General features: G+C 34.8%; 15 protein-coding genes. 1 reads left to right on the top strand and 14 read right to left on the bottom strand.

Annotation, left to right across the window (positions count from 1 at the left end):
• Positions 1-19 precede the first annotated feature (19 nt).
• The 5 genes from NSQ92_RS04315 to treC all read right to left on the bottom strand — a co-directional run bounded on the left by NSQ92_RS04315 (position 20) and on the right by treC (position 8,302).
• A complete protein-coding gene (locus tag NSQ92_RS04315) occupies positions 20-964 on the bottom strand; it encodes an NAD-dependent epimerase/dehydratase family protein (protein ID WP_047945048.1) in 945 nt (314 codons plus the stop codon).
• A gap of 12 nt (positions 965-976) precedes the next feature.
• Positions 977-4,897, bottom strand: coding sequence for a hypothetical protein (locus tag NSQ92_RS04310; protein ID WP_341152402.1), 3,921 nt, complete (start codon positions 4,895-4,897; stop codon positions 977-979).
• Positions 4,898-4,921: 24 nt separating this feature from the next.
• Positions 4,922-5,668: a sugar phosphate nucleotidyltransferase gene (locus NSQ92_RS04305; RefSeq protein WP_047942366.1), complete on the bottom strand. Its 747-nt coding sequence runs from the start codon at positions 5,666-5,668 to the stop codon at positions 4,922-4,924.
• Between the two features lie 366 nt (positions 5,669-6,034).
• Complete coding sequence (locus NSQ92_RS04300; protein ID WP_047942367.1) at positions 6,035-6,508, bottom strand: PTS sugar transporter subunit IIA; 474 nt, start codon at positions 6,506-6,508, stop codon at positions 6,035-6,037.
• Positions 6,509-6,619: 111 nt separating this feature from the next.
• A complete protein-coding gene (treC, locus tag NSQ92_RS04295; protein WP_047942368.1) occupies positions 6,620-8,302 on the bottom strand; it encodes an alpha,alpha-phosphotrehalase in 1,683 nt (560 codons plus the stop codon).
• Positions 8,303-8,997: 695 nt separating this feature from the next.
• Between treC and NSQ92_RS04290 the strand changes: the two genes are divergently transcribed.
• The gene (locus NSQ92_RS04290) at positions 8,998-9,849 is read left to right on the top strand and encodes an STAS domain-containing protein (protein ID WP_373694326.1); all 852 of its coding nucleotides are present in this window, start codon (positions 8,998-9,000) and stop codon (positions 9,847-9,849) included.
• A gap of 86 nt (positions 9,850-9,935) precedes the next feature.
• Here NSQ92_RS04290 and NSQ92_RS04285 read toward each other — a convergent pair whose 3' ends face one another.
• The 9 genes from NSQ92_RS04285 to NSQ92_RS04245 all read right to left on the bottom strand — a co-directional run bounded on the left by NSQ92_RS04285 (position 9,936) and on the right by NSQ92_RS04245 (position 20,340).
• Positions 9,936-10,064 (bottom strand): iron-containing alcohol dehydrogenase, encoded by a 129-nt coding sequence (locus NSQ92_RS04285; RefSeq protein ID WP_141232318.1) that lies wholly within the window; start codon positions 10,062-10,064, stop codon positions 9,936-9,938.
• 75 nt (positions 10,065-10,139) lie between these two features.
• Positions 10,140-10,976 carry a rhamnulose-1-phosphate aldolase gene (gene rhaD, locus NSQ92_RS04280; protein ID WP_047942370.1) on the bottom strand — a complete coding sequence of 279 codons (837 nt, stop codon included), beginning with the start codon at positions 10,974-10,976 and terminating at the stop codon, positions 10,140-10,142.
• 251 nt (positions 10,977-11,227) lie between these two features.
• Positions 11,228-11,992 (bottom strand): DeoR/GlpR family DNA-binding transcription regulator, encoded by a 765-nt coding sequence (locus tag NSQ92_RS04275; RefSeq protein ID WP_047942371.1) that lies wholly within the window; start codon positions 11,990-11,992, stop codon positions 11,228-11,230.
• Positions 11,993-12,137: 145 nt separating this feature from the next.
• A complete protein-coding gene (gene mmsB, locus NSQ92_RS04270; protein WP_235844462.1) occupies positions 12,138-13,250 on the bottom strand; it encodes a multiple monosaccharide ABC transporter permease in 1,113 nt (370 codons plus the stop codon).
• A gap of 88 nt (positions 13,251-13,338) precedes the next feature.
• Positions 13,339-14,874, bottom strand: a complete 1,536-nt coding sequence (mmsA, locus tag NSQ92_RS04265) for a multiple monosaccharide ABC transporter ATP-binding protein (protein WP_047942373.1) — start codon at positions 14,872-14,874, stop codon at positions 13,339-13,341.
• 29 nt (positions 14,875-14,903) lie between these two features.
• Complete coding sequence (chvE, locus tag NSQ92_RS04260) at positions 14,904-15,953, bottom strand: multiple monosaccharide ABC transporter substrate-binding protein (RefSeq protein WP_235850119.1); 1,050 nt, start codon at positions 15,951-15,953, stop codon at positions 14,904-14,906.
• 330 nt (positions 15,954-16,283) lie between these two features.
• Positions 16,284-17,510, bottom strand: coding sequence for a response regulator transcription factor (locus NSQ92_RS04255; protein ID WP_047942375.1), 1,227 nt, complete (start codon positions 17,508-17,510; stop codon positions 16,284-16,286).
• Between the two features lie 6 nt (positions 17,511-17,516).
• Positions 17,517-19,319 (bottom strand): cache domain-containing sensor histidine kinase, encoded by a 1,803-nt coding sequence (locus NSQ92_RS04250; RefSeq protein ID WP_047942376.1) that lies wholly within the window; start codon positions 19,317-19,319, stop codon positions 17,517-17,519.
• A 19-nt stretch (positions 19,320-19,338) separates the two neighbouring features.
• Positions 19,339-20,340 (bottom strand): substrate-binding domain-containing protein, encoded by a 1,002-nt coding sequence (locus NSQ92_RS04245; protein WP_061797334.1) that lies wholly within the window; start codon positions 20,338-20,340, stop codon positions 19,339-19,341.
• Positions 20,341-20,381 lie beyond the last annotated feature (41 nt).

Below are 20,381 nucleotides of genomic sequence, written 5' to 3'. Positions count from 1 at the left end.
ACTAACACCTCCATTCCCACTAATGAAAATGATAATAACTTTTATACCAGGCAATGGTTTTCTTTATCCCCTCTTCTATGGAAACAGCTGGAGTCCATCCAAGCACTTTTTGAATCTTTGTAATATCAGGGATAGGCGCATTTCTTTCATTCTCCCTTTTGGGAATGGCGCCATATAATGGTACTTGCTTTGTACCTAAATGGTGATAAATCAAATCAACAAAATATCGTAAAGGATAGGCATTTCCAGAAGCTATATTTAATATCGTATTATTACTTCCTTCATATGTGGCTGCAAGGATTAAGCCATCGACGATATTGCCGACATAACTATAATCACGGTATTGATCACATGACGTTAATTTCACCTCGTCACCACGCAGTACTTTTCCAATTATATGAGAGAATAATTTATGATTATCTTCTGCTTCCCCAAAAATATTAAATGCCCGTAAGGTGATAATGGGAAGCTTATATTCCTGTGCTAACTGATGGGAAATAATAGTAGATGATGCTTTTGTACTTCCATAGATATCAACTGGTTCTAATAACATATCTTCATGAATCTTTTCCTTTTTATCTCCATATTCAGAACTACTGCCAAGACAAATAATTTTTTTACAATTGGTATCTTTGGCTGCAAATAAAATATTCATCGTTCCAACAATATTAGTTTCATATGCAAGTAAGTCATTTCTATTACTTGGGTTTGTTCCATAAGCTGCTAAATGAAAAATATAATCTGGTTTAAATTCATGGATAATTCGACATATGTCTGAGCGATTTTGAATATCTGCCTCATATTTTTTTAAATGAGGCAAATATTCCTGTACTCTCCAAGGATTGGAATGTTCCCGAACAATGACAGCGATGGACGCATTTTCTTTCACAAGCTGTTTAATAAGATGGGATCCAATAAAACCATAAGCACCTGTGACTAACACTTTTTTATTTTTTAACTTCATATCACCCACCTCTTATAATGAGGCAATGGAATAAGGATTTTTGGCTATATATCCGCTAGGAAGATTAGCAAAGAATTGGGCGTCATTAGATAAGCTGCTCAATATCTCCCTTACTTTCGTTAAATACGGATGATAAATATACGTTAAAGTGGAGGAAGAAATATCTACTTTTTCTAGCTTCCACAAATCAAATTCATTCTCATTTAAGATCAGCAGACTTCCGAAATGATAAAATATCAATGGGTTATTGTCAATATATACATTATTCTCCCTCATGGTTACTTCTTGTTCTGTATTATTCAAAATAAGATTCCATGGAGCAGCGTTAATTCCTGGGTTTTGATTCACTTTAATATTTTCAAATAATTCAGGGATGCGGTCTAAATACAATTGATCTCCCCATGATTTACGTTTATCGTTATAAACCTCTGAACATTCTTCTAAACACTTCTTCTTCCACCAATTTAGAATTTTTCGGCTATTACGTTCGTTTTTGAAGCCGATAAATCCTGCTTGATATTGTCCATGGAAATGTTCCAGTATATCCGTTCCGCGTTGACGACATAAATAAACAGAAAATCTACCAAAGTCATCAATTACAGAAAGTGGGTTGGAGAAGAAATATAAATCACTGTCACAATAGAAGAGATGGTCAATCTCTGCGTGTGTGGATAGTAAGTGTTCCAGTAACGTCGCTTTTATTGTCCAACAATATTCTTGCAGCGTTCGTTGTTGTTTTATCTCTTTTAATTGTGAAGTTTCAAAGGACTCTACTGGTATTAGCGTGACATTTTTTAAGTTTAGATTGGATAAGACATCATAGGTTTCTGAATCCATTGTACAAATCCACATGTGAAAATTATCTATTTGTCTGCTAAGCGAGTGATACATTGCAAGTCCTTTAACTAAATATTCTTTACTAAATATGGAGGTTAATAATAAATAATTATCGTATTTAATCATTCTTTTTTTCAATTTTGTTGATTGGTATTTTGTCTTCGCTTGAAGAAAGTCTTTTGTTGATAATGTTGCCTTAATAATACCAGGATAACTATTTTGATAGTTTTTGATTAGCTTTTCTAAAAGATCAAGGTATGGAACATAAATATAATTCATAATTTCCTTTTGAATATTTATTTGATGCATACTCCATAAATCATATTTATCACTATCATATATGGTTATACAGGAAAAATGATAAGCAACAAGTGGATCATTATTGATAAAAACTTTATCTCCTTGTAAAGAAACGTTGAAATCATTATTGTAGATAATATTCCAAGGTGCAGCATTTACTCCTAAATTAGAAGATATGCGCACGTTATCATACATTTTCGGCAATTGATCTAAATACTTTTGATCTCCAAAACGTCCATTGCTCTCAACTACTCCGCACCATTCAATGCAGCGATCCTTCCACCATTGAACAGCTGACAATCCAATTGCATCTTTTCTAAATCCAATAATACCTGCTTGGTACTTTCCATATTTTTGTTCTACCCACTCTAGATCTCTTTGTGGAGTCAAAAAGATGGAAGCAGAACCCCACTCATTAAAAATACTTGCTGGATTAGAGAAGAAATAAATATCTCCGTCGCAGTATAATACTTGCTCAATATCATTATTTTTTAAGATATATTCAATTAAGAAAGATTTTAATGTCCAGCAATATTCATTAATCATTCGTTCTTGTTTAACAGCTCTTAATTGATCATTCTCTATTTCTTCTACTCTAATAAGATGCATATTTTTAAGATTTTTTTCATTTAAAAATTTGTGCGTAATAGCATCCATACAACACACCCATAAGTTGAAGTTATCACTATTTTTAGCAAGAGACTCATAAACCGCCATAATCTTAATGCAATATTCTTTGCCGGCAATGACACAGAAATTTTGGTTTGTTGCTGCAATTGGTTCAGAGAGGGATGATTTTTTCTCCTCTGTTCGTGTAATTGCTGTACGTTCTTCCTTCGCTAACGCTTCTTGTTTTGCTTTTTCTTGAGCTAGCTCTTCTTGTTTTGCCTTTTCCTTCGCTAACGCTTCTTGCTTTGCTTTTTCCTTTGCTAGCTCTTCTTGTTTTGCCTTTTCCTTCGCTAACGCTTCTTGCTTTGCTTTTTCCTTTGCTAGCTCTTCTTGTTTTGCCTTTTCCTTCGCTAACGCTTCTTGCTTTGCTTTTTCCTTTGCTAGCTCTTCTTGTTTTGCCTTTTCCTTCGCTAACGCTTCTTGCTTTGCTTTTTCCTTTGCTAGCTCTTCTTGTTTTGCCTTTTCCTTCGCTGAAGCTTCTTGCTTTGCTTTTTCCTTTGCTAGCTCTTCTTGTTTTGCCTTTTCCTTCGCTGAAGCTTCTTGCTTTGCTTTTTCCTTTGCTAGCTCTTCTTGCTTTGCTTTTTCCTTCGCTAGCTCTTCTTGCTTTGCTTTTTCCTTTGCTAGCTCTTCTTGCTTTGCTTTTTCCTTCGCTAGCTCTTCTTGCTTTGCTTTTTCCTTCGCTAATGCTTCTTGCTTTGCCTTTTCCTTCGCTAGCGCTTCTTGCTTTGCTTTTTCCTTTGCTAGCTCTTCTTGTTTTGCTTTTTCCTTTGCTAGCTCTTCTTGTTTTGCCTTTTCCTTCGCTGAAGCTTCTTGCTTTGCTTTTTCCTTTGCTAGCTCTTCTTGCTTTGCTTTTTCCTTCGCTAGCTCTTCTTGCTTTGCTTTTTCCTTCGCTAATGCTTCTTGCTTTGCCTTTTCCTTCGCTAGCGCTTCTTGCTTTGCCTTTTCCTTCGCTGAAGCTTCTTGCTTTGCTTTTTCCTTTGCTAGCTCTTCTTGTTTTGCTTTTTCCTTTGCTAGCTCTTCTTGTTTTGCCTTTTCCTTCGCTAACGCTTCTTGTTTTGCTTTTTCCTTTGCTAATGCTTCTTGTTTTGCTTTTTCCTTTGCTAATGCTTCTTGTTTTGCTTTTTCCTTTGCTAATGCTTCTTGTTTTGCTTTTTCCTTTGCTAATGCTTCTTGTTTTGCTTTTTCCTTTGCTAATGCTTCTTGTTTTGCTTTTTCCTTTGCTAATGCTTCTTGTTTTGCTTTTTCCTTTGCTAATGCTTCTTGTTTTGCTTTTTCTTGAGCTAGCTTTTCTTGCTTTGCTTTTTCCTTCGCTAGTGCGGCTTGCTTTGCTTTTTCTTGGGCTAATGCTGCTTGTTTCGCTTTTTCCTTTATTAATGCTGCTTGTTTCGCTTTTTTCTTCGCCAATGCTGCTTGTTTTGCTTGTTCCTTTACTAATGCCGCTTGTTTCGCTTTCTCCTTTGCTAATGCTGCTTGTTTCGCTTTTTCCTTCGCTAAGGCTTCTTCTATTACTTTTACTTGGGCTAATGCTCCTTGTTTCGTTTTTTCCTTTGCTAATGCTACTTGTTTCGCTTTCTCCTTCGCTAATGCCGCTTGTTTCGCTTTATCCTTCACTAATGCTGCTTGTTTCGCTTTTTCCTTCACTAATGCTGCTTGTTTCGCTTTTTCCTTCACTAATGCTGCTTGTTTCGCTTTATCCTTCGCTAATACCTCTTCTTGCGCTTTTTCTTGAGATAATGCTTCTTCTTGGGCCTTTTCTTGAGGTAATGCTTCTTCTTGGGCCTTTTCTTGAAATAATGCTTCTTCTTGGACCTTTTCTTGAGATAATGCTTCTTCTTGCGCTAATTTCTCCTTACTTCTTGGAGAACTATTATTCGTTTCACAAATTATACTACTTTTTGCATCCGCATTATTTTCTGATGTAATCTCTTTCTTTGGAGAAGGTAAAGCTAACACCTTATTATTTTTTTTAGCACCATTTACGACGTCAACTAAATTATCAATGTGAAACTTCACCGAAATCTCTTTTGAAAATAGTTGAATATTTAACGTGGCTGACTTTTCTTGTTTCTCATTACTCGACAATGCTTTTAAAAAGTCTGATATGATATTTCTTTTTAGCCATTTCATGGCAATCCTCTCTCTCCCTTATATCTATTGTTCTTTTTTCCAAATCTTTCTTGCGTCTTCCAAATCCTTTGGCGTATCAATAGATATCCATGTTCCTTCATGCAAATAGACAGCAAGTTCTCTCTTTTCAATTAACTTTCTTAATGGCTCTTCCTCTAACACACAATCTGGCTGGGCTGATAGATACTGAAAGAACTCCTTATTACAAACAAAAAATCCCCCATTAATCCAGTCATCTAAAATCGGCTTTTCGGAAAAGCGATTAGCAATTCCATCTTCTATATCAAGTACTCCATATTGATTATTTTTTTTGATGCCTGTAAGTGTAACTGCTTTTCCTTTTTCTTTGTGAAAGGCAATAAGTTTATCTAAATCAATATCAGACAAACCATCCCCGTAGGTTAATAGAAAGATATCATCATCCATATATGGTTCTAACTGTTTAATTCGTGCTCCAGTCATTGTATCTTGACCAGTATCTATACAAGTTATTGTCCATGGCTCTGTTTTTTCTAGAATGGTATATTGATTGTTTGCTAAATCAATTTGTATATTATTGTTTCTCCAGGCTGAATTAACAAAGTAATCTTTTATCTGGTCTCCTTTATAGCCCACTGGCAAAATGAACTCTTGATGACCATATTCACTATAATGCTTCATAATATGCCATATAATCGGCTTCCCATTAACATCAGCTAAGGCTTTTGGTATATTCTCTGTTAAGCCTCTCATTCTCATTCCTTTGCCCCCACATAAAATTACAACTTTCATGCTTTCACCTCTTCTCTTAGTATTTTCATGCCATTATATGTACAGGCTACTAATGATGCATAGGTTGTTTCCTTAGGTTTAGTAAGATATAGGCGCATTTTTGAGTAATTTGGAGGAGAAACTTATAAGACTGTCCCTTTTTTGGAGGATATTATTGTTCTTTACGCTTATTACTGTAGCGAAGACAAAAAAATACTTTTTATAAATTTATATCTAAAGAAAGAGGAGAAATTATAATTTTTTCTGGATAAGGGGGAATTTCAAACACATATAAAAAATCCTACAGTTTTACCTGTAGGCTGTGTTTATCCCTTTTCTGAATAAAAAAGCTATAAGGCAAATTTACCTCATAGCTTTTTTATTATCTTATCCTATTCTAATCTCATTACCTTCTACTATCACTTTTTCATTCTCTTCAAGGTTAGTAAATACCATTGGTGTAATGATGGAAGGAACCTTTGTTTTAATTGCATCAAAATCAATTTCCATTAATTTTTGTCCTTGTTTTACTTTATCTCCATCTTTAACAAAAGAAGTAAACCCTTCCCCTTTTAAACTAACTGTATCTAATCCAACATGAATTAAGATTTCTTTTCCATTGTTATCAGTCATGCTTACTGCATGCTTTGTTGGAAACACATTCATAATTTGTCCGTCTGCTGGAGCAACTAATACGCCATTGGATGGATCAACCGCTATGCCGTCTCCCATCATTTTTTGCGCAAATACTGGATCTGGAACTTCTGTAATGCTTAATAGCTTTCCTTCTAATGGTTGAATATAAGTTTGAGTCGTATTCGTTTTTTCTTCCTTATTTCTCTTAAATAGATTTTTAAACAAGGTAGCACCCTCCAATAAAAGATTCACTTCCTATTTTAACTTAATAACAAAAATTTTCCCATAAATCTAATAAATAATATTTCTAAAAGCCTATATCTGCACGAAATATTATTACTTTATATAATAGACAATAGACTCATATGCTCTTAGCTTTATACTTTCTCTCATGGAATCGGAATCAGGATAATTAGATAGAAGAATAGTACCCGTTAATCCTGTCCAATCAATGTGTTCTGGTAAAGTAAATGTCACTTCATCTTCATAGAAATTATTAACGACTAATAATTTCTCTTTATCTGTACTGCGTAAATAGGCAAATATTTTATCATCTTCAGGAGCAAGTAGTTCATAATCTCCGTCTGTAATGATATTGTATTCTTTCCGCAGCTGGATAAGTTTTTGATAGTGATAGAAAATAGACTCTTTATCCTTTAATGCATTTTCTGCATTTAGCTCTCGATAATTTCGAGCCGTTTCAATCCATGGCGTTCCATCCGTAAATCCAGCATTTTTCTCACCGTTCCACTGAACAGGTGTACGAGAGTTATCACGAGATTTTCTGCGCAAAATTTCAAGAATTTCTTCTTCTGATTTACCGTTTGCTTGTAAAATATTATACATATTCAAAGATTCCACATCTCTATACTGATCAATCGAAGTAAATTTAGGATCTGTCATGCCAAATTCTTCTCCTTGGTAAATATAAGGAGTGCCTTGCATCATGTGGATGGTAGTAGCAAGCATTTTTGCAGATTCCTTATGGAATTCCCCATCATTCCCATAACGGGAAACAATACGTGGCTGATCATGGTTACACCAGAAAAGGGCATTCCATCCTCCCCCTTCATTCATACCAACTTGCCATTTAGATAAAATTTGTTTCAGAGCCTGAAAATCCATTTCGCCAATTTCCCACTTCTCTCCGTCGGGATAATCAACCTTTAGATGGTGGAAATTAAAAGTCATACTTAACTCATTTCGCTCAGGCTTTGTATATTTAACGCAATGCTCTAGTGTTGTAGAAGACATTTCTCCAACTGTCATACTGTCATATTTGGAAAATACTTCTTGATTCATTTCATGGATAAACTCATGCACACGAGGTCCATCTGTATAAAATTTCCTTCCATCTCCAGGCGCTGCGGAACCGTCATCATCTGGGAAATCTTGATTTTTTGAAATCAAATTAATGACATCAAGACGGAAACCATCTACACCTTTTTCAAACCAAAATTGCATCATTTTATACACTTCATTACGAAGCTTCTCATTTTCCCAATTTAAATCAGCTTGCGTTACATCAAAAAGGTGTAAATAATACTGGCCTGTTTTTTCATCATACTGCCATGCATTTCCGCCAAATTTAGATTGCCAATTCGTTGGTTCACTGCCATCTTCTTTTCCATCTTTCCAAATATAAAAATCACGATATGGGTTATCTTTAGAAGATGCTGCTTGTTTAAACCATTCATGTTCCGTTGAAGTATGGTTAACAACGATATCCATAATAACTTTCAGACCTTTTTGATGGGCTTCCTTTAATAGCTGATCAAAATCTTCCATCGTTCCATATTCATGATGAATGGAATAATAATCACTAATATCATAGCCATTATCCTTTTGAGGAGAAGTATAAATAGGTGTTAACCACAATACATCTACCCCTAATTCTTTTAAATAATCTAATCTTTTAATAATCCCTTGAATATCTCCTACTCCGTTTCCTGTTGTATCTTGAAAACTCTTCGGATAAATTTGATACACAACTGCCTTTTGCCACCATTCTTGTTTCATCTATATACACCACCGATGTGAAAATTATATTCTTTTTCCTGTCTGTAAAAAAACAATACAGTTAATATTTACGTTTTTTTACTTCCTATTTAATTACTAGTACTTCCTCAAAAGGCATACGAATCGGTTTGACATTATAGCAAATGTTACTTCGATATGATTCGGCATTTGAACAAGACTAATGATTTTTATTCTCTTTCATCATAACATGTATATACAAGTTGTCAACTGATTAGTAATGCGTTTTCAAAACCTCTTTGTCCTAAACCCAATTAGTTCCTACCCCTAACTTGTCCGTATAAACTTCCTTACATTTTCCGCTCTTTTTTCTGTATTCCATAAAAAGAAGGATTTTTGTCAATTCCTTAAAAACCATTGGTCATTTACTGCTTTTTTTGATAAGATATCCCTATAATTTTTAGAATTTAATTTAATTAATCAATAATATTCTCTTTCTTGTATAGATAAAAAACATTGATATAGATAATGCTAAATAGAAATGTAAAACGGTTGATCATTATCTTTACAGAAAGAACAGAAAAAATTAAGTAGAAGGAAAGGGCTAATTAAGACATAGAAAGCTTAAACTCCATTCTTTTTTTCTGAGAAATTATTAATTTATCACTGGTGGAAAAGCTCATTTACTCCACATATAATGTAGGAACATGTATACTATTAATAGATTTAAACTAGGAGTGAGCATTTTGAAGGATGAATTAGCTTATATTGGGAACAAAATCATAGAAAACAAGGACATCCTTGCTGAAAATACAAATAGGCTGCTTTCACAATTTTTACAACAGCAGACATCTAATTTTTCTCTCCCATATGCTGAAGAAGATATGCATAAATGGAATGCTAAGCTTTTCTTTATCTTAGCTGAAGCGTTAAAAGATAAGAAAGATTCGGAAGGAATTGAGTATTGGTCGGATAAAACTGGGAAAGCCTTTGTAAAGAACCATATTCCCTTACAATCTGCTCTGCGTTCCTTATCGATTTACCGAAATGTAATCTGGGACGTATTCACAGAGGAATTAGAACAGAAATCTTTCGCGCCGATTACCATGTTGGATGTTGGCAAGATTATTGATCCTATACTCGATGAAATTAGTGCTTACATAGGGCATATTTATGAAGAGCATAACACGCAGATTATGAAGCTTGCTTATACCGCTTTAGAAGAGCTGTCTGTTCCAGTTGTTCCAATAGCAAAAGAAACGGCCATCATTCCTCTTATTGGGGAAATTGATACACAGCGGTCTCAATTAATTTTAGAAGTTGCGTTGCAGGAATCTGCCAATTTAAAAATCGAATATCTCATTTTGGATATTTCAGGGGTGCCAATCGTCGATACAATGGTGGCAGACAATTTATTTAAAGTCGTTCATGCCTTAGACCTAATTGGTGTTAAATCCATCGTTTCTGGTATTAGACCAGAAATTGCTCAAACAATTATTTCATTAGGAATCGACTTTAGCAAAATTACCACATGTGCCAATTTACACACGGCATTAGCTAGCATTGGCTTGAAGCGGGTCGTAGAATAAGATAAGGATGTCTTAAATAGTTAGTTAAACTCTTTAAGACATCCTTTATTATTTTTACTCCAATCGTTTCTAATCTAAGACTTTAGCTAACTGTCCAGCGGTTTTTCATATATGTTGGTTGCAAGAATAAACATGTAAATTGTCATCAACACTTCCCGCAAGCAGCCTCTTCCCATTAAATTTGTACTTGGAACATAAAATACATGTGCACACATTTGATTTGCCTCCTTTTGTTTGTTCAATAATTCACATAATTATTTATAAAGAAAGAGCGATTTGCCCTGACTCTTTTATAGATGTAATACGCCTTCTCTAGGTACTACTTGAAAAGCATCTGCTAAGTCTTGTAACTGCTGGTCCGTAATGGTTTGCTTAATCTTTGAAGCATCCCCAATAATCGTATAAATTTGTGCTGCTTTTTCTGCTGTTTCAATCAGCCCGAATGTTTCATCCATTGTGGATCCGGCACCAAATATTCCATGATGTGGCCAAACAACTAAACGATGCTCTCTCATTTTCACTGCTGTTTTTTCTCCAATTTCATCTGTTCCAGGAACCATCCAAGGCAGAATCCCGATTGCATCCGGAAAAACAACAATACATTCGGTACACATTTGCCATAGTGTTTTTGTAAAACTTGCTTCATCTAAATCATGCATAAATGTCATTGCAAGTATATTTGTGGCATGGTTATGCATGATAATCCGATGATTAGGGTCTACTCGTAAACGTGCAATATGGCTCATAAAATGGGAGGGTAACTCACTTGTAGGATTCGACCCATCTGCAAATCCCCATAGTATATGCACTTTTTCTCCACTCTTATCTATTTTTAAAACACCAAGTGTATTTGCAGGATCTTTTTTCACATTTTTAAAATACTTCCCAGAGCCTGTTACAATAAAATACTTCCCTGCCAATTCTGACACTGGAAACTTTAGAGGGATAGACCGAATAATTTTGCCAGTATCCAAATATTGTTCCACTAACTCTTCTTCTAAAAGATAACTGATATTTCCTCCATTCCGTTCATCCCAGCCCATATTCCACATATTAAATGTTGCTTCACACATTTCTTTAATAAATGGAGCATCTAAAATATTTTGCTTTTGCATAATCGCAACCATTTCTCTTCACTCCCTTAATCTGCTAATCTTGATTTTCACATCCTTATTTTACGACTTAAACAAAAATAAGTCAATATATTCAAAAGTAAAAACAGTTTAACTATGCGTATTTACTGTGAAATATTTTTGTTTTCTTTTGTTTTTTTTAAAATCACTTTCTCTCCAAATAAAAAAAGATAGCACCAATATATTTTCAAAAATATTGGTGCTATCTTTCTTCATTTTCCGCCCGTAAGCTTGAACAGATTATTTTATGATGGAACGACCTGAAAAGAGATATTTTTTTCTTGAAACCAATTTTCATATTCTTCCGGAATACGTTCATCTGTAATAACATATTGTATTTGATCTAGATTGGCAATATGAGCAAATGTCTTTACTCCGAATTTGCTTGAATCAACAAGAAGAGTAACCTCTGATGTTATATTCATCATCTGCTTCTTTAATAATGCCTGCCATTCATTAGCATCACTTAGACCACTTTGCACATCTACTCCTTTGCATGATAGAAACAACTTACTAACATAATATTGTTCAAGGGAACGTTCAGCCAGTGGTCCTACATAAGATAATGATTTCGACAAAAGCATTCCACCTGTTGATATTACTTTAATTTGTTCCTTCTTACTTAATTCCAAAGCTACTTTAATAGAATTAGTAATCACAGTTAAAGGCATATCAGGTAATTGTGACGCCATATACCAGGCAGTGGTACTACCATCCAAGATGATTTGTTCTCCAGGCTGTATGCGCTTTACCGCTTCTCGGGCTATTGCTCTCTTTTGCTCTGCGTTCGTAACCTCTCTCTCCATGAAAGGAGTATCGCTAGGTTCTTTTTCAATACTCACTGCCCCTCCATGACTTCTCATCAAAAGCTTATCCTGCTCTAATTTTTCTAAATCTCTTCTAATCGTTTCCTCCGTTACCGAAAAAATTTCACTTAATTCTGATACGCGTATACTTAATCTTTCATTCACAAGCTCCACAATTTTTCTACGTCTTTCTGCTACAAGCACTTTCGAAGTTCTCCCTCCATTTTTGTTTTCTTGGGATTAAGTTGATATATGTTTATTACTATAGCATATTTTTCGTTTTAATAAGAAGCCCTTCCATAAAAAAAGGATGAAATAAGATAATCCTTACTCCATCCCTTCCATCAAACTATTGTGCTTTGTTTTTATTATAAATATCAAAGGCTACAGCTGCTAAAAGTACAAGCCCTTTAATTCCTTGCTGCCAGTCAATGCCAAGTCCCATTAGTGACATTCCATTATTCATGATTCCCATTACCAAACCACCAATAATTGCTCCAGGTATGGTTCCAATGCCCCCATATGCAGAAGCTCCACCGATGAAACAAGCTGCAATGGCATCAAGTTCAAAAAGATTACCAGCTTTTGGAGTAGCCGCATTCAAACGTGCAGCGAATAAGAGACCAGACAATGCAGAAAGTACTCCCATATTAACAAACACCATAAATGTCATCTTTTTCGTTTTAATCCCAGAAAGCAAAGCCGCCTTCTCATTTCCTCCAATTGCATAAATATGTCTTCCTGCTTTTGTTTTGTTTGTTACAAATGTATAGATAACAATCAGAATACCTAATACAATTAAAATATTGGGGATGCCCTCATAGGTTGCGAGAACAAAGGTAAAGATATTCAAAATTAAAATCATTCCTACTAACTTCGATACAAACAGCCCAAATGGTTGAACATCAAATTGATGTTTTAATTGATTCCTTCTGTTTTTTAATTGAAGGAAAATGATGATGATAGATAAAACAGCACCAATTAAAATCGTTAATAGATGCAATGATCCTCCACTTATATCAGGAATAAATCCAGAGCTGATTTTCTGAAAGGATTCAGGAAAAGGAGCAATCGATTTCCCTTCTAATACAATCATCGTCAACCCTCTAAATAGGAGCATTCCTGCTAGTGTGACTATAAATGCTGGAATACGGACATACGCAATCCAAAAACCTTGCCATGCTCCGATAACAGCACCTAATACTAAAGAAATGACGATTGCTAAAAATGGAGACATTTCATAATTTACCATCATAATGGCAGAGATGGCGCCAACAAATGCGGCAATCGATCCTACCGATAAATCAATATGTCCCGTGACGATAACAAGTAACATTCCAACTGCCAGAACTAATATATAGCTATTTTGTAAGATTAAGTTTGTAATATTTAAGGGTTTTAGTAATAAACCATCCGTAATAATTTGAAACAATACCATAATGAATACTAAAGCGATAATCATACTATATTGACGGAAATTAACATGAAAAAGTGATTTGTTTTTTTGTGAACCTACTGGATTTGGTTTTATTTGTGGCTGCATTGTTCGCTTACCCCCTTACTTTACTTTTGGTCATATATTTCATTAATTTCTCTTGATTTGCTTCTTCTTTAAGAACTTCTCCTGTTATGCGCCCTTCATTCATTACATAAATACGGTCACACATCCCTAATAGCTCTGGTAATTCAGACGAAATCATCAGAATACTTTTTCCCTCATTGACAAGATCATTAATGATTGTATAAATTTCATATTTAGAACCAACGTCTATTCCTCTAGTAGGTTCATCTAAAATTAAGATATCTGGCTCTGAAAATACCCATTTACTTAATACGATTTTCTGTTGATTACCGCCGCTCAGATTTCCAGCTTTTTGAAAGATGCTTGGTGTTTTTATTCTGAATTTCTGCCGATATTCTTCTGCAACCTTTATCTCTTGATTCTTATCTAACACAGCATGTTTAGAAATACGGTCAAGCGTTGCAAGCGTAATATTCTGTTTAATGTCTTCCATTAAAATTAAACCATTACCTTTTCTATCTTCCGAAACATAGGCTAGTCCATTATTTATTGCTGCAGTTACATCTTTGAATTGCACTTCTTTCCCATTTTTTATTATTTTTCCATTGATATTCTTTCCATATGCTCTTCCAAATAAGCTCATTGCTAATTCGGTACGTCCAGCTCCCATTAATCCAGCAATCCCGACAATCTCTCCCCTTCTAATCGTTAAGGAGACATTATCGATTACTTTCCTATCCATATGCTTTGGATGGTAAACATTCCAGTCTTTTACCTCAAAAACAACCTCTCCAATATGGGGAATTCGCTCTGGATAACGATTGGTAAGATCTCTTCCTACCATTCCTTTGATAATTCTGTTTTCATCCACCTGATCATTCTTTACATCCAATGTCTCAATCGTTTTTCCATCTCTTAAAATGGTGATAGAATCGGCAACCTTTTCAATTTCGTTCAGTTTATGAGATATAATGATGGCAGACATTCCTTGTTTTTTAAGTTCTAATAATAAATTTAGTAAGTTTTCGCTGTCATTCTCATTTAAAGAAGCTGTTGGTTCATCTAAAATAAGCAGCTTAACATCCTTTGATAAAGCTTTTGCGATTTCTACTAATTGTTGTTTACCTACTCCAATATCACTTACCTTTGTATTTGGTGATTCACTTAATCCGACTTTTTTAAGCAATTCCCTTGTACGCAAAATTGTTTTATTCCAATCAATAACGCCTTTGTTAACGATTTCATTTCCTAAAAAGAGGTTTTCTGCTATCGTCAATTCCGACACTAATGCAAGCTCTTGATGGATAATTACGATTCCTAGCTCTTCACTTTGTTTGATGTCTTTAAATGTGCAAACCTCATTATGAAAGAAAATATCTCCAGAATAAGTACCATGTGGATAAACTCCGCTCAATACCTTCATTAAAGTTGATTTACCAGCACCATTTTCCCCACAAAGGGCGTGTATTTCTCCTTGCTTAACCTTTAAATTAACATCATCTAAAGCTTTAACCCCTGGGAACTCCTTCGTAATATTTTGCATTTCAAGAATTATATTTGCCATGTCCTTCACCACCTCTATTTTTTTTACTATTACTGCCCCAGCTGCTCTTTCGTATAATAATTCGTATCGACTAATTCAGCTTCATAATTTTCTATATCCACAGAAACCGGTTTCAAAAGATAAGCAGGAACTACTTTTTTTCCGTTGTTATATGTTTCCGTATCATTTACTTCTGCTTCCTCTCCATTGAGTAAAGCCCTTGCCATTTCCACTGCTTTCTTAGCTAATTCTCGTGTATCTTTGAAAATGGTTTGCGTTTGTCTTCCATTTATAATTGCTTTAATAGAAGCAAGCTCTGCATCTTGTCCTGTTATAATCGGCATCGGTTTATCTTTGCTTCCATAGCCAACACCCCTTAATGACGAGATAACCCCAATACTAATCCCATCATAGGGAGACAAGACGGCATCTATCCGTTCAGAGGAATAATGAGCACTTAATAAATTATCCATTCTGGCTTGAGCTAATGCTCCATCCCAGCGGAGTGTCGCTCCTTGACTAAATTTTGTCTGCTTACTTCTTACGACTAGTTTGCCAGAATCTATATATGGCTGAAGGACTGACATTGCTCCATCGAAGAAAAAGTATGCATTGTTATCATCTGGAGATCCGGCAAAAATCTCTATATTAAATGGCCCTTCAGAATCTTTTAATCCTAACTTCTCCTCAATATATTGACCCTGCAGCTCTCCTACTTTAAAATTATCGAATGTTGCATAATAATCTACATATTCACTGTGCTGTATTAAACGGTCATACGAAATAATTTTTATGCCATCCTTATGTGCTCTCTCTAGAACGCCTGTTAATCCGGATCGGTCATCGATGGGGGCAATGACAAGAATATCTACACCTTTTGTAATCATATTTTCAATTTGTGCTGTTTGATTCTCAATCACATCCTCTGCATATTGTAAATCTGTTTTAAAGCCAAGTTCTTCAAACAGTTTTTTCATATTTTCTCCATCATTTACCCATCTTTCTGATGATTTGGTAGGCATGGAAATACCAATAAACCCTTTTGACTCTCCAGAAGTTTTTTCAACTCCACATGCAGCAGTAATAAATGTTAGTACAATGACAGCAATAAATGTAAACACTTTTTTACACAAACAAACTTCCCCCTTTCTACATTTGTCTTAAGCTTTTATTTTGACTAAACTTACTATAGCATCTGCCTCAAGTATGGTCTTTTCAAATAATTTACTATTTTTATACTTTTTTAACTTAAATTAAAACGCTTTCATTTTAATTAAGAAAATAATATCTATGTTGTCTTCTCTATCCCTCTACTGATCATTAGTTGAATAATTGGCTATACGGACAGTTGATCTCCCACCTATTTTCCCGAGCTGCGTTTAGTCTTATTTCATAAAAAAAGAAGCCCCTTTTTCATGGCCTCTACTCCTTCACTGTATATTATTTGTTTCCTCCATAATATTTCTGCGATATTTATTAGGGGAAACACCCATAATCTTTTTAAATGCTGTACTAAAATAATGCTGCGTTTCATATCCGACTAGCTGAGATATTGTGATAATTGGATAATCTGTTGATTGAAGTAAATATATTGCCTGTTTCATTCGTTTCGTTGTAAGGAGCTGGACGAAACTTACTTTTAATTCCTGCTTCATTAGTCTGCTTAAATAAACAGGAGATACCTGTAAAGTGATCGCAACTTTTTCAAGTGAAAGGGAAGAATCCGCATATTGATGGTCAATAATACTCTTTGCTCTTCTCACAATAGGTGAAATATTCATTTCCTGTTGGATCATTTCTTTACAGATTTTATATAAGGAAAAGAGATGTTTGTAATCCACTTCATTGTTATTTATATAGGTGGCAATAGACATTTTTAGTTCTTTTCTGATAGATTCCTCCAACTGTAAAGCCACCTCATTAGTGATAGTTTGCCAGATAATTAGGACAATCAGTCCTGATTCATCATGAAAATAACCTATTTCCTTGTGTTGTAAGAATAAGAGAATATGATATTTTAACGATTCTTGAATCTCTCCTTTTTCCTTTTCACTTAAAATAGGCTTGTTTTCGAGAAATTCTAAACAAGAAATAACTACTAGTTGTTTAGGTATACTTGTATTTAAATAGTAAAAAGCTAATTGTTCCTTTATTTCCTCATTCGTTAATTTGCCCCCTAACCATTCACGGAAGAAATTATGTTGTAAGGTCGGCAGATTTTTAGTGAATTGTTCGGATGTTCTGTCCAGTAAAGCCCTTTTTTTATTTACTTCTACTAACTCCATTTTAATCTTATTTAACAATCCCATTAGATGATCTGGATCGATAGGTTTTAATAAATAATCGAATACATTTAATCGAACGGCTTCTTGGGCATACTTAAATTCATCATAACCCGTTATAATAATAATTTGGCAGTCTGGCAGCTTTGCTTTTACCTGTTTAATCACCATTAGTCCATTTACAATTGGCATATTTATATCTATAAGGAGGATGTCGACAGAATGCATCAGCGAAAGCTCTATCGCCTCTTCCCCATCCTCCGCTTCCGCTATAACATTCATCTGAAGTGCAGACCAATCAATGGCATTCCGTATCCCTTCCCGAATAATAGGTTCATCATCAGCAATTAACACATTCCATATTTGTTTATCCATCCATTCTCACTCCTTCTTTTCCTCTAGATTCATGGGAAGTTTTATCGCTACTGTTGTTCCTTTATCATGCTCACTATCAATTGCTAGACCATACGCGTCTCCATATGTAAGTTTAATTCTTGCTTGTACATTCATCATGCCATAGCCAAAATTTATCTGTTCCTTCCTTTCCTTTTTTAAGATCACAAGCGTATTTAGTTTTTCTCTTAGTGCATGTAACTCCTCCTCTTCCATGCCTTTTCCATCATCCGTTACTTTTAAAAGTAAGCACGCATTTTCTTGAATAGCAGAGATGTTTATGTTTCCAGGTCCTCTTCTTTCTTTTATTCCGTGATAAATGGCATTCTCCACTATAGGCTGAAGGACCAACTTAAGGATTGTTACTTCTGTCAAATTAGAATCATATATAATTTCATAACTTAATTTCTCCTGATATCTTGCCTTTTGAATCATAAGATAACTTTGAATATGCTTCATTTCGTCTTTTAAGGGAATCATATCATTGCCCTTACTTAAACCAATTCTGAAAAAGGAAGATAATGATGCAACTACCTCTGCAACATCTTTTGCCCCATGCTTTCTTGCCATCCAATTAATAGTATCTAATGTATTGTATAGAAAATGTGGCTTTATATGTGCTTGCAGGCTTCTTAATTCTGCTTCTCTCTTTTGTTTTTCTTGCATTTCTGTTAATGTTATTAAACTATTAATCTTTGTAATCATATGATTAAATGTTTTTCCAAGTCTGCCAATCTCATCTTTTCGTTTCCCCTTATAACGGATTTCCATCTGGCCATCTTCAATTTTTCTCATCATCGTCATTAATTCAATGATCGGATTGGAAATTGAATGAGAAAAATAATAAGACACCGTTATACCGGCAAAACACAGAAAAAATACAAAAAAGAACAAATACAATTGAATTTCTTTTACTTCTGCTACTGATTCATCCGAATGAAATATCCCAACTGTTGTCCAATTGGAAAAAGGGGTTCTTTGATAAATAAACTCCATCTTCTCTCCATCTACTACCTTTTTATAAGCCCCCCAATCGTCTTCTAATAAAATCGTTTCTGGAATCTCGAGTGCTTCACTATTAGAAGTAGAATAAATCTCTTTGCCATTTTCATCTATTACAGTTAAAAATCCCGATAATCCAATATGGACATTATTCATCGCTTCTCCAATGACTCTTAACTTTAAATCGATTAATAAGACACCGGTTATTTCTTGTGTATCTCTATCGACAATTGCCCTCACTACAGTCACCACATCTTCATCCTTGTAATTAATTTGACTGATAATATGACGCTTTTCAGGCTTCCCAATAATTTTAAAGATCCCCTTATTCCGGACTGCCTCTTTATACCATTCCTCCTTTGTCAAATCCACTCTATCCTCTGCATAAAGTTCATTACTAATATATTTTCCTTCCTTATTGATTAATAGGATTCCTGCAATTTCTGGATATAAGGATGTAAACCCTTGCATTTTTTGGCGAATGGAATAACTTTGATCCGTCTCGTTTCCTTCCTTTCGATCTGAGGAAAAAAACGTCTTAATTTGTGCATCCATCGAAATGAGATAACTTACATTTTGTACATTCGTTATGGACGACTCTAATGTCGTATTTACTTGATTGATTAATTGCAAGGTATTTTTTGTTGCCTGTTCTCCTAAAATTTTTTCCACTGTTACACCGACTAATAAGCCTAGACCAATGGCTGGGATAATACTAATTAGTAAAAACAAAGCAATCAATTTATCTCTTAGTGAAAAATCATTAACTTTCCCTAATTTCGCGAACATTTATCTAAACCTTTCTTCCTTACTTTGTATATTCGGCATAATATTCTTTCACATTATCCTTTGTAACAATGGTAATTCCTGTATCCACATAAGGAGGCAGGCCATGAGGGTCGCTAATGATGTCCTTCTGATGCAGTTTAAAGAGAAACTGCATGGACCAATAGCCCATATTCCATGTCCCCTGAGCAATGGTTGCAGATATAGTTCCATTTTCTATGTTATCTAATGTCTTTCTGTCTACATCAAAGCTGATAATCTTTACATTTATCTCCTTGTTATCTTTTGCTGCATCTGCTACCCCGACTCCCCCATTCGCTTCTGTTACAAATATCCCTTTAATATCTGGATATTTTTTTATTATCTCTTTTGCTATTTTTTCCGATTTCAGTTGATCGCCTTCTCCGTTTCGGACTTGCACCACTTCTATATTCGGATAGTTTGATTTAATGGTTTCCACAAACCCTTTTGTTCTTTCTTGATGGTTTAACTGATCTGGCAGCGTAATAACGGCTACTTTTCCCTTTTTATTTATAAGAGATGCCAGCTTACCTGCTGCCTTTACACCCGCTTCATAATTGTTAGTGCCTAAAAAGGCTGATGCTTTGCTTAATGGTGCATCAGAATCGAACAAAACAACTGGAATCCCCATCTCCACAGCTTTATCAATGGTAGTATTTAGATTATTTGGATTTATGGCAGAAAGAGCAATCCCTGCAGGCTTCTTGGCAATCACTTGCTCTAATATAGTAATTTGCTCATGCAGGTCATATTGTGTTCCCCCTCTATAAGCAACAGACACATTCCATTCATTAGCTGCGTCCTCAAATCCCTTTAATGCCGACTTCCAGTAATCCATCCCTGCCAGAAAGGTTACCATCACGTACTCGTCATTAACTGCACCTTGTAAGCGCTCTCTTTTCATACCGTTATTATCATCTAAAGCATTATACAAATGAGAATAATAAAAATAAATACCAAATAATATAAAAACAAACATATATACATACAGTAACCGCTTCAAAAACCACACCTCCAAAGGAAAAAACTGTATGTATCATTATA

The organism is Niallia sp. FSL M8-0099, from assembly GCF_038006945.1.
GTDB classification, from domain to species: Bacteria; Bacillota; Bacilli; order Bacillales; family Cytobacillaceae; genus Niallia; species Niallia circulans.
The sequence above is the reverse complement of the archived record's forward strand: the minus strand, read 5'-3'. Positions and strand labels throughout refer to the sequence as shown.